This window comes from Pseudanabaena sp. 'Roaring Creek', from assembly GCF_001402795.1.
Taxonomy (GTDB): Bacteria; Cyanobacteriota; Cyanobacteriia; order Pseudanabaenales; family Pseudanabaenaceae; genus Pseudanabaena.
The window spans coordinates 1-9072 of the sequence record NZ_LIRE01000714.1 but is presented as its reverse complement, the minus strand read 5'-3'; the positions used below and the strand labels follow the sequence as shown (position 1 = coordinate 9072).

The window sequence follows — 9072 nt, the reverse complement described above, 5'->3', positions numbered from 1 at the left end:
CTTTGTGAGATAGCTCGATTTGTCCGTGACGGTGTGAGGCGATCGCCACTAACTCAAGGGCTTTAAGGCAAACAATCACATCATCTTTAAATTGATTGAAAGCGTTGATATGAGTGGTTTGGGCTTGCTTTAAGGCGATTGCGTGTTGAGCTTCTAATTGCTTGACTTGTGCCTCCAATGCTCTGATTTGTTCACGGTATTCAGTATTTGATGCGATAAGTTGAGCCTCGCGTTCTTCAGGGGTGGGATGGGTGTCTGGGGGGGCGTTATCTTGCATGGGTTACACCTCGGACATTAGCTGTAGGGCTAGGTTTTCGATGAGTTGGAGTTGATCGCGCTTGCTAATGGCTTTTAGCCATTGGGTAGTCGTTGCAGAGAGAGGCAAGACGGGGAAACCGTGAGTCTTTTCGACAATATCGTCAGCGGTTTCCAGTAGGAGCATTGCTTTTGCGATCGCTGGTAATTCGCAGATCTCATCGGCTATGTCTCTGGGGAGTACGACCGATAGGCGTTTTACGGTTTCGGGGGAGGATACGGGGGCGGAGTGCATAGTGTTTGTAGATAAAAAAGGTTATTTCAGTCGGGCTTGGCTTAGCTTGCATAGTCTTGGTAGAGATAGGCGAGCCGTTCTGTAATCCATCGGGTCAGGTTGATGAGTTCGTCGATTTTTGCTGTTAACACCCATTGCTCAAAGTCTGCTGACATTTCGCCATAGGTATAAAACTCTGTGTCCTCGGTAAACTTCATCTGCTCAAAAATGACATCATCTAAAAGCCCTGATAGCCTCCAGTTCAGCCTCGCCAATTGCATATAGTCGAGGTTGGCAATCTCGGTCTCGAATCGCCCTAGGGTGGGGAGGTAGTAGTTTGCGGGGTTTGGGAATGACATGGGTTTAGTTGGTAATGGGTAATGGGTAATGGGTTAGAGGTCAATCGCTACTTCTTCTTGGAGAAAGTCGTGGAAATTTGGTTGCTTTTTCGTAGGTCTATAGCTTTCAAAAGGTCATCAGAAGACATTGATAGTCTTTCGGCGCATTCCTTAAGAGTGTTTGCACTCATAGATCGCCCTTTCATCCACTTAGACCAGCTACTAAGAGGCTTTTGGGTAAGCCTTGCTACTGTTGCAAGGCTTAAAAATAGAAACTCTTCAATTGTCATAACACAATTAATTGCTGATCAACAATTCTAATCTTATATCAAAGAGGTTGCTAAAAAGCAAGTAGTTGTTGTTAAAAAAGTGATAAAAGTAATGTATACGAATTGCTATTTGGCAACCGAGATGACAACACTAACTCTATGTCCGCCGTATGAAGCGCTTGACCTGTGTATCAAGCTTTTAGACCTAGAAGTAAAAAGCATTGCAACTAAAGCAGGGGTCAGCGAATCACAGATAAGCCGATACCGTAAGGGGAAAGCTGACATGGGCACAGAAAGTTTTAGGAAATTAATACAAGCATTACCAGAAAAAGCTAAAAACGTTATGGTTAAATGCTTAGTTAGCGAGGAGATGACTAAGGAAGAAGTCTTTTTATCATTAACAAAGTGATTGTTTAAAGGCGATCGCTAAATCATTTGAATACTAGAGAGGTTAGCTATGGGATGGATACCAAGGGGTATTAGTTGGCTTAGAACATTTGTTTTAGTTGGTATCTTCTTAGCAACGGCTGGGAGTTTAAGAATTTTTGGAACCTATGGGGCTGTTTTTACTTACGCATCTAGCCACTTAGGTTTTTTTATTGTGATGGTGCTGATCGGGTTACTTTTGCCATTCATAGGCTATGCCTATATACACTGTTGGTTATTAGGCAATAAACCTGAAGGATGGGCTAAAAATATTCCTAGCCCTGCAAGCATTAAGGAATCACTTTTATCATTTGTAGTACTAATTTTTGGTATTGCCTCAACTTTATTAATTGTCATAATCCCCTTCACCACTGGGTACATGACTAATTTAGAGATCGAAAGACTTTCGTCAATAGCATTAATTACTTGGCTAGTGATAACGATTTATATGTTTCATGGATACGATTTAATCACTAGACCTCATCAAAAAAAATCTGTTGATAAATCCAAATCTGACTCAGCAAATAACAAAGGCAATTCTGTAGATCGTGACTTGGTTAATCTCAAAAATAGGACTGGTATTAATTTCAAAGAGCCACCTAAGAAATAAATTTTGCTACCCTCATCAATTACGAAACCAAGAGAGGCGATCGCTAATTTAGCGATCGCCTCTCTTCTTGTTTGGGCTAAGTTGCCAACTGCAAAAGCTCACTAAATCTCTGCTTACCTTCGGCAAAGTTTCGCCCCCTGCAACCAAGGATATTTTCAATGATCCATGTTTGAGGCTTACCAGCTTCCACCATTGACTTACACTTCCGAGCTAGCTCAAAATCTGGACTTTCGTAAGTGTAAGTGCAAGTGCGTAAGTCGGTAAGTCCTTGCTGTGAGCCAACTAACGGACTTACAAGGGTGTAAGTGTTAGTGTTAGTGGAAGTCGCTGTAAGTAGCGCTTGGTAGTCGGGCGGAAGTGGAAAACGTTGCAAGTCTACCCGATCAATTTCGGGCAAAGCACAGGGGAAATCATCAAGCATCGCTGCATATTTTGCGGCGCGAAGCGCCGCCTTAATTGACTCATCACCCAAAGATTTTGCGCGAGCAGTGGCAAACTTGCCGAGGGAAACAATAGCAAAGCACTCGCGGATCGAGCCTTGCCCTTCAATGCCCAAGGACTTAACCTCAGAGCCGATGCTGAGAATTATTAACTTAATCCCAATCTTTCGTGCTTCGCGCACCAACAGCAAGATCGCCTCAGTGAAGGACTTGCCCAAAGCTGCGGCAATTGCGGGGAACTCATCAATGATTACTAGCAAAGGCACAAAGTTTTTTTGTCCCCTTGCCCTTGCCTCATAACGAGTGTTCATCAATTCAACTAAGCGGTTAACTTCTTCACCGATTTCTTGATATTTGCGACCTGCGCCGATTACCTTCATTCCTTGCCAATCATCGGGGGCAGCATGAGGATCGAGGACAATTGCCGACGCGGAGGACTGCGAGACTAGGTACTTAACCAAGGTGGACTTGCCCGCGCCTGTCTCGCCCAATATCAGCATATGAGGCTTAGCTAATGCTGCCCTGATATCGGAAAACTCAGGACTAGCGATCGCCGCAGTTTCGGGAACAGCCATAGCCGAATTAATAAACGCCTCAAACCAATCATCATTTTGCGCTGCAATCCAATCAGCCACAGCATCAGGCAGATAGCCCGATTGATTCGTAAGCGACTTAATCACCTCACCTATTAAAATCGCCAAGCGAGTATTCTCACTTGGCGACAGGGAGGCTAAAAACTCCCGTTTACTCATGGGTTGCTCCAATTCCAGAAAGTATCATGAATCGTTACCGCAATATAAATCGCGATCGCCCAATTAGTTAGCCCAAAAGGTTGCCTACAATCCTTAATCCTAAGAGCAATCCACAGCCCTAGAGAACCACCCCAGCCTAGCCACTGCACAGCATTAAGGGGAAAGATAAACCGCAAAAGAGCAAAGGCGATCGCTAATCCAAAAATTCGGAACAAAGCGCCATATATGGCATCGTCCCAGTAACCCTTAAACCCATAGTCTTTAGGTTTTGATTGGGTTGTGTCTTTATCCTTTGCCTTTGGAGCATCGGCGACGGCTGCGCCGCCCATCTTGGCAGCTAGCCCTTGTGCTGCATTGGATACGCTATCACTCATTTGATTGCTCCCTGAGTTTGAGGAGTCTGCGGCGGAACGGCTTGATAGACGTTCACTCTAGTAAAGAAGCTCACCACAAGCACAAACAAAGCCAAGAAGATACCGCAAGCCAACATCATCCCAGTTGGGTCATGTATCCATAGATGTTTTTTCCCGCTTTCCTTATTGGCTTCCATTGCCATAGTTTGAGCATGTTGGGTCTGATTTTGAAGAAATCCCATGATCTTGTCTTGGGCATATTGTCCAGCCTTCAGAATAGAGATTTCCTCCTGTTGGCGTTCCAACTTATCCTCAACCTTATCTACTCTTTGGGAGAGTGCGATCGCCTGAGCTTCAAGGGCTTGAGTGCGAATTGCCAGCACTGAAACGCCTCTCATGGCTTCACTAATTGCCCATTCGCAAATTTCGGGGTTGATTAGTTCGGGCTTGACATCTCTCAAGGCGATCGCGGCAATATCTTGGGCTTCCTTGAGAGGGACTAAATAGCTAGCTTCTTGTTCGTTCACAGGCATAGACCTCATTATTTAATTCGTTGTCATTGAATGCGATGGGAGTTTTTTGGGGGAGTCCGTAACAGCGGCGGTATCTAGTTTCTAAATCGTTTCGGGGGGGCAGTGGTTGAGCCTGAGCTTGAACAGGCTGATTATTGAGATATTGCATCTGAGCAAGTCCGCCTTTTTTACGGATTTCTCTCAATATCAGGGGGCTTGCAGCTATGAGCAATATCAAAAATCCCCACTGGATTGCTTTGAGTTGCCACTTGCTCATGCTGCTTCTTCCGCCGATTCAATTGCTAGCGCTTCGGCTTCGATCTCATTAGTAGCGATCATGGATGCGGGCTTACCTCTGGTAAACCATTCAAGAAATTTCTGTTTCACTCCCTTCAAGAGTGCTGCATTTACTGCATTCCAGTTGATCGAGTGTAGTAGCTCATCGGCAACGACTTCCTCTAGTGTGCGGTTTTCGTCTGTCTCGATGCTTTGAGTTGGGCGATCGTCTAAAGTTTCGTTGCTTTGGGTGGGTAGTGATGGCACTACCTCTAAATTCTTTTTTGCTGCCATAATCTTAATGCTCTTGGTAAAAGGGTAAGCACGGCGTGAGGTGTCCAAATCTAGCGCCGTGCTTTTGATTTATATTAGCTTATTTAGTCCTGTAAACGATACTATTTAAGAACCAATACAGGACTTATTTGAGTATGGCAAAAGATAGCAAGTCAGTAAAAGTTACCCTACCAGACAACATTTATGAAGTGATTAAAGCAATGTGCGAATCTGGGGAGACTGCCTCGGAATATTGTGCAAGGGCTGTTATTAATAAAGTTGAGCATGATCTGATGGTGCGCTTGCCTGAAAAATGGCAAGCTTTTACCGCAACCATTGAGCCGAAGGAGAGCTAACAAAACGAGGAAGGCGATCGCTAAATTAGCGATCGCCTTCCTCGTTTTGTTATTTGTGATGGGATTTTACCCATGTCTCCCTTTCGAGGGCAATCCTAGCTCTAGACGACACAAAAAAGTAATTACTTATTGAAATTATAAGAGGCGATCGCTAATTTAGCGATCGCCTCTCTCGTTGTTTATTCCTATTAAGCATTCTGTACGGTCAAAGCCAAACGAACATCGCTTACCGATATTTGATTACTACCAGAATTGTGGCTGTAACTTGGAATCCATAAATACTGCCTTCCAATTCTTGTATTTAAAAATTCGTTGTCATTGCTGGCAAAAATATTGTAAGGGGAAGTCCTTATCCCAAATCTAGACGCGCCGTTTGAACCCGTATAAGACGAATCTAGATTAAAGGTTATTAAATCTGGATCGATTTCCCCCACTGCTGCGGCAAAGATAAAAGCCCCTCGCCCTTGGGAGAATACCAAATTATTTAAATTGCCCAAGGCATACCAGCCCGAAATACTCCCTATGTAATTAGTAAAGGTATAGTCCGCAGACTCGATCTCAGAAGGGGTAGAAACATCGGCATAAAAAACATGAACAGTATTCGGGATAAATTGGCTTGAACTGTTGGCAAATCCAATCCCTAAGTTAGTCCTGTCCTTAGTCTCGATCCATCCGTTAACCGAACCAGATCGGACAGCTACCCATTGAACCCGATTAGCAAAATCAAAATACTGCTGCCCGATTTTTTGCGGCGCTTCCTGCGGATCGCCTGCACTAATGCCGATCGCCGAAGGCAACCCATTATCACCGCCAACCAATTCCAGCCAGTCCCCCTCACCCAATCCCGTAGCGCGATAGATCCTATTTGAATAGGTGTCGATAAGCAGTTGGTCGATCGCATCAGGAGCGATCGCAATGCCAACATTAAACTTCACCCTATCAACGCCATTACCGCCACCATTGCCACCATTGTTCGGCAAAAGCTCTACTAGGTTTCCAGCTTGCGCCCCAGTGGCTTGATAGATTTTGTTAGTGTCGATAGCGGTTAAAAGTTGATCGATAAAGTCTGGCGTTATCAAATCAGGACTACCAGAGAAGCAACGAATTTTCGCATAGTGTAAATCGTTAGGGTTAGTTAGAGTTGAGTGTCTGGTCATAGTTTTAATCCTCAAAAATTACATGGTCATCAGTGGTTAGCACTTGCCCATCTTGAACAAGAATCTTGTTCAAGATGCTTGCAGCGTCGCCACCAATCGCTACCCAGTCAGATAGCGAATTAGTAGCGATTGATAAAAACAAATTTTTGTTTTGGTAATTGAACCAAAATTTTTTTGATATATCGGGAGGAGCGATCGGGTCGGCATCAGATAGATGCAGGTAAAGCCCCTGCCCTTGGATGGGATTAGAGATTGGCATAGTTTTTTTATTTAAGTGGTTGTAGTCCCGCTGGTTGTTCTGTCGTCCACAAATCGATCCTGATGCGGTCTTCATCTAGCAAAGAGCCATCGGTAAAATTGCGCCCCTCGCCTGTGGTGGGTCTTCTTACGAGCAAGGTCGCATAGGCTGGATAGACCGTCACCGCATCTTTTTTTAGTTTTAGATTTTTCTTCTCGACTTCCTCCGTTACATTCAAAGCCAAAATCTTTGCCGTAGATAGCTCGGCAAGTCGTCTTACCGTCTTCTCTGCTTCACTCTTGGTTGCCCCATAAACCGCCATCTGTCGCCCATTATCGAGATGAGCCGTAGCGCGAAACTTACCCCATGCATAGGCTTTAGCCGCAAGCTTGATTTTGTTCCAAGTTAACCCCAAGGACACATCAGGTATGGTGACGACTTTCTCCTTTGCGGGCTTACCATCAGGCATCCTCCAAGGAGGTTCCTTTTTGGTTTTAAAAACAATGACAAGCTGTCTGCGTAATGGCTTAGCCGTAAGGTAATCTTCGGCGGGCTGCCCGACGATTTGCCCTACATCCCGATTAGCAATCAATCGGTAATTATTGAGGGTCGTCATCACCTCTTCTTCAAGATCGGCGGTTCCTGCCGATAGCAATAATTGTTCCGTTTTCTTCCGCTTATCAGGGGTTAACCTTACAGTTTTGCGCTTCCCTTTGGCGTTCTCCTGTGCGCGTTTTGCCTGCGCGTAGGCTGTATCTAGCTCTTGGGCGACGATTATCCCTGCTTCCGTAAATCCATCCCATGATTCCTCTAGAAAGGCATCGACAAAGGCTCTAAGTTTATCGTTCTCAATGGACTCGACAAACTCCTCCATTTTTGAATTAAAGGACAAATTGGGCTGTCCTTCCTTACCCCAAAAGTTCTTAATGAAATCGGTTGTAGATTTGCCATAGATTGAGTTCAGTACGTTGTCAGGCAAAGACCTCAAGAGCTTTCGATAATTGATATAGGTACTAATAAGAGCGTTATTGGCTAAAGCCCCGACAGTTTGATTTAGCGCCCCTGCTAATCCTTGAGTTATTTCGCCGATCGCCTCAGTCCCGACATTTGCCGCGACGGTTCGCGCCAAAGAAGCCCCGCCAATTACGGGACAAAGGAAACTAATTCCATAACCCACACCTATACCCGCAATCCATCCAAGCGATCGCCCCAAGGCACTACCCCAAGCCGTCTCTATGCGGATGTTTTGAGAGTTCATCAGCCCCTCAAGTTCTTTGTCGCTAGCATTCCAATTAAAGGCTTTTAGCTGGTTAGTTCTATCGATCAACCAACTAAAAGCAGAGGTGAAGAAATTGCCCACAGGGGAGAGTATTTTTAAAGTCCCAGATAGGAAATTAGTCAATCCCCCAAAGAAATCTCCCGCCCGATCCAAGAGATTCTTATCCTCGGATCGGGATATTTGGTGTTTGAGATCAAGCGATCGCAAATTGCCCTTACCAACGCTTTTTTGGCGGATGGCACGGCTCGCTAGATTGCCTTTCAGTAGTTTTAGTGCGCTCATGGGTTTCTAGGGTCTTTAGGTTCTTCTTTGATATCTGGTTTCTCGACAAACCCAGCGTTATACATTGAGTTCTCGTTGTTGATTTGCCTCAGAAAGTTCTCCCAATCCTTCTCAGATGCCTTCGCATCGTTCGCCATCGAAGTGGCTTCTTTATTAAGCTGCTTGGTTAATTTGTTCCCTCTGAAAAAGACAGCCTTAATAATTCCTGCGGCAAACATCAACTTTTGAAGAAATCCTACAGCCGTCTCTTTATCTTCGTTCTCCCATCCCTGAACGAACCCTTTATTTGTCTTTAGTAGCTTTTCTAGAACTATGGGCTGATTGTTTTTAGGGTCGAGATTGACGCTAGCAAAATCGAAGTTATACACCGTCTCCCTTGCTTTGTAATTGCCTTTGTATCCCAAAAAAGTCGCGTTAGCCCTTGCATAGTCCTGCGCCACGATTACCCCGTTTTTAATGGCGATGGCTTCCGCCGCAAGGCGCAAGAGCATATTAAGCTCTACTTCTTGGTTTACAGAATTTTTGATAGTTAGCCCGTAGGTTTCGGCGATCGCTTCAGCGATATTCGGCAAAGATATTCTCTTTTTCTGGTCGCCTTCCTTTAATGGGTCGATATCTTTCACCTCTATCTCAATCGGGAACTCACCGACGAGAGCATCGATCTGGTTCACAAACCAGTAATGAAAATCCGTAAGGCTTTGCACCTTGAGAACTTCATCACCTACCCCAGTCAGCAAACTTGCTGGTACTTCAATGGGATAGCGATTAGTTCCCAGCCTTGCCGATAAATTGTTAAGTAAGGCGGTAAGGCTACTATCGCCTATCCCGACAGCCGCATCTAAAGCAATTTCTAGCTTGCCACTACCTAATGTTTTCTGGATCGCCTTTAGTTCTTGGAGAAGCTTATCTGCTTGCTTGAGCATTTTATCTGTCTTCTCGGATGCATCTTTACACTCATTGCAGCACATATCATCTTTCCTCT

Annotated in this window: 15 protein-coding genes; 3 read left to right on the top strand and 12 right to left on the bottom strand. The window is 44.8% G+C overall.

The annotated features are described in order from the left end of the window. From AC805_RS20875 to AC805_RS20865, 3 genes are all read right to left on the bottom strand, one after another. Positions 1-277: hypothetical protein (locus AC805_RS20875; protein WP_156341509.1), on the bottom strand; the 277-nt coding region annotated here is incomplete at its 3' end. A 3-nt stretch (positions 278-280) separates the two neighbouring features. Then, on the bottom strand, positions 281-550 hold the full coding sequence (locus AC805_RS20870) for a hypothetical protein (RefSeq protein WP_055077189.1): 270 nt from the start codon (positions 548-550) through the stop codon (positions 281-283). Between the two features lie 41 nt (positions 551-591). Continuing rightward, positions 592-888, bottom strand: a complete 297-nt coding sequence (locus AC805_RS20865; RefSeq protein ID WP_055077188.1) for a hypothetical protein — start codon at positions 886-888, stop codon at positions 592-594. A gap of 390 nt (positions 889-1278) precedes the next feature. Between AC805_RS20865 and AC805_RS20855 the strand changes: the two genes are divergently transcribed. Both AC805_RS20855 and AC805_RS20850 read left to right on the top strand, forming a co-directional pair. Further along, positions 1279-1545 (top strand): helix-turn-helix transcriptional regulator, encoded by a 267-nt coding sequence (locus tag AC805_RS20855; RefSeq protein ID WP_156341508.1) that lies wholly within the window; start codon positions 1279-1281, stop codon positions 1543-1545. A gap of 48 nt (positions 1546-1593) precedes the next feature. Continuing rightward, on the top strand, positions 1594-2172 hold the full coding sequence (locus AC805_RS20850) for a hypothetical protein (RefSeq protein ID WP_055077185.1): 579 nt from the start codon (positions 1594-1596) through the stop codon (positions 2170-2172). 76 nt (positions 2173-2248) lie between these two features. Here the strand turns inward: AC805_RS20850 and AC805_RS20845 are convergent, their stop codons facing one another. The 5 genes from AC805_RS20845 to AC805_RS20825 are packed head-to-tail and all read right to left on the bottom strand — an operon-like array spanning position 2249 to position 4799. After that, entirely contained in the window at positions 2249-3364 is a 1116-nt protein-coding gene (locus tag AC805_RS20845) for a helicase HerA domain-containing protein (RefSeq protein ID WP_055077184.1), read from the bottom strand. Then, on the bottom strand, positions 3361-3738 hold the full coding sequence (locus AC805_RS20840) for a hypothetical protein (protein ID WP_055077183.1): 378 nt from the start codon (positions 3736-3738) through the stop codon (positions 3361-3363). Before AC805_RS20840 ends, AC805_RS20845 begins: the two co-directional genes overlap by 4 nt. Further along, positions 3735-4244 (bottom strand): hypothetical protein, encoded by a 510-nt coding sequence (locus tag AC805_RS20835; RefSeq protein ID WP_156341507.1) that lies wholly within the window; start codon positions 4242-4244, stop codon positions 3735-3737. Before AC805_RS20835 ends, AC805_RS20840 begins: the two co-directional genes overlap by 4 nt. Continuing rightward, entirely contained in the window at positions 4225-4506 is a 282-nt protein-coding gene (locus AC805_RS20830) for a hypothetical protein (protein WP_055077181.1), read from the bottom strand. The genes AC805_RS20835 and AC805_RS20830 overlap by 20 nt, the downstream gene beginning before the upstream one ends. Beyond that, positions 4503-4799 (bottom strand): hypothetical protein, encoded by a 297-nt coding sequence (locus AC805_RS20825; protein WP_055077180.1) that lies wholly within the window; start codon positions 4797-4799, stop codon positions 4503-4505. The genes AC805_RS20830 and AC805_RS20825 overlap by 4 nt, the downstream gene beginning before the upstream one ends. Before the next feature lie 134 nt (positions 4800-4933). On the opposite strand from AC805_RS20825, the gene AC805_RS20820 reads away from it, so the two are divergent. Then, a complete protein-coding gene (locus AC805_RS20820; RefSeq protein WP_055077179.1) occupies positions 4934-5134 on the top strand; it encodes a hypothetical protein in 201 nt (66 codons plus the stop codon). Between the two features lie 188 nt (positions 5135-5322). On the opposite strand, the gene AC805_RS20815 is transcribed toward AC805_RS20820, so the two are convergent. The 4 genes from AC805_RS20815 to AC805_RS20800 form a co-directional block, all read right to left on the bottom strand. Further along, entirely contained in the window at positions 5323-6291 is a 969-nt protein-coding gene (locus AC805_RS20815; protein ID WP_055077178.1) for a hypothetical protein, read from the bottom strand. 4 nt (positions 6292-6295) lie between these two features. Then, positions 6296-6550, bottom strand: coding sequence for a hypothetical protein (locus tag AC805_RS20810; RefSeq protein WP_055077177.1), 255 nt, complete (start codon positions 6548-6550; stop codon positions 6296-6298). A gap of 7 nt (positions 6551-6557) precedes the next feature. Further along, the gene (locus AC805_RS25275; protein ID WP_055077176.1) at positions 6558-8090 is read right to left on the bottom strand and encodes a hypothetical protein; all 1533 of its coding nucleotides are present in this window, start codon (positions 8088-8090) and stop codon (positions 6558-6560) included. Beyond that, positions 8087-9072 (bottom strand): hypothetical protein (locus tag AC805_RS20800; protein ID WP_231663941.1); only part of this gene is annotated, 986 nt, incomplete at its 5' end. The genes AC805_RS25275 and AC805_RS20800, both read right to left, overlap by 4 nt.